Consider the following 1,378-nt stretch of genomic DNA (forward strand, 5'->3'; position numbering starts at 1 on the left):
GGCATCGTTAGCCGCTTCCGGCTTCCGCCGGGTTCATCCGAGGCCATCGACCGGTCGATATTCATCCTGCTGCACTCGGTCCAGTTCAACGGAAACTGTGACTGGTTGCGGGGTGTGCAATGGAGAATCAGGCCGTACGAGGACGGTCAACGGGAAAGGTTGCTTCGGCGGTCAGTGTCCGTCAGGTGACGACGATGCTGGGTCGGCACGGCCTGAGCGTGCGTGGCTACGACATCGAACATGTGCGTGTTCTGCCCGGGCCGCGGGGCCAGCCCGCGTTCGGAGCGAGCCCGCACGACGGAGGCGGCCGGCCGCTTCTCGGGTCACGGCGGCGACCACTCATCCAACTGTCGGACCTCGCCCTCACGGACAGGCGGACGGCGATCATCACGATCTTCCACGAGATCGCGCATCACCGCTCCTTCCTGACGGCCGGCCATGGTGGGAGCGAGTACGAGGCGGAACGGTTCGGCGAACGGATGTACCACCGGTTCGCCCGGCGGCTGGCATAGCGCTCCGGGCCTCTTGCACTTTCACGCCACGCTGACCTGTTCCGACCTACCCGCAGGCCATCCGGTGTGGGCGTGCGGCGCGGGCCAGATCGAGCACGGCGACCAAGGCTGTGGGGCCGAGAACGAGGACGAATCCGCCGCCGGTGTCGGTGCCACCTCGCGACCGCGCAGATGTCGCCGTGTCGGGAAATGCCGACCGTGCTAATTGTGCTGGTTGCTTGTCGCGGCGACGAGCAGACGTTCGACATCGCGGCAGAACTTGTCGAAGGACGGCGCGTTCTGGCGGGCCGCGGCGAGGTCGATCGCGTCGGCGAGGGCGGACTGGTCGACGGCGGGCCGGTAGCGCTGGCCGTCGACGCGTTGGTGGGTGAGCCACCCTTTGCAGTCGCGTGGGTTTTCCGGGGTGGGGTGGGCTTTGAGGTCGGCGGCCAGCCCGCGGATCCCGGCGAGTGAGGGTGCGGCGGCGAGAAACCAGGACTCGAACTCGCGGTTGGCGAGCACGACGGCGATGTGCCGGTCGGGCCGGGTGGCCTGGGCGCGGGCGAGCAGGGCCGGAGCCAGCGCGGCAGGACAGTCGTCGTCGGCATCGAACACGACGAGGATCGCCGGCGCGGTGGGAGTGAGGACGGCTACCTGCTCGATGATGCGCTCGAGGCCGCCGGGTTGGACAAGGGCGCCGCGGTGATGGCGATGGGGTTTGGGAAAGTGCGCAGTCCAGTATCCGAGCTGGTAGGCCAGCCGGCGTAGCAGCACAGGCAGCGCGGTGACCTCGCCTTCGCCCTCGACGACGGTCGCGATGACCGGTCCTGGCGGACTCACGGTGCTGTGCCGGCAACGGGTGGGTCGGCAACGGGTGGGTCGGGCCC

At 68.8% G+C, this 1,378-nt stretch carries 2 protein-coding genes; one reads left to right on the forward strand and one right to left on the reverse strand.

Going from position 1 to position 1,378, the window contains the following annotated elements; all coding sequences use genetic code 11:
• The first annotated feature begins 185 nt into the window (after nucleotides 1-185).
• Nucleotides 186-512, forward strand: coding sequence for a hypothetical protein (locus G6R24_RS20950; RefSeq protein WP_163550834.1), 327 nt, complete (start codon nucleotides 186-188; stop codon nucleotides 510-512).
• A 201-nt stretch (nucleotides 513-713) separates the two neighbouring features.
• Here G6R24_RS20950 and G6R24_RS20955 read toward each other — a convergent pair.
• Nucleotides 714-1,378 (reverse strand): DUF4276 family protein (locus G6R24_RS20955; protein WP_225438886.1); only part of this gene is annotated, 665 nt, incomplete at its 5' end.

This window comes from Candidatus Frankia nodulisporulans, assembly GCF_902806475.1.
GTDB classification, from domain to species: domain Bacteria; phylum Actinomycetota; class Actinomycetes; order Frankiales; family Frankiaceae; genus Frankia; species Frankia umida.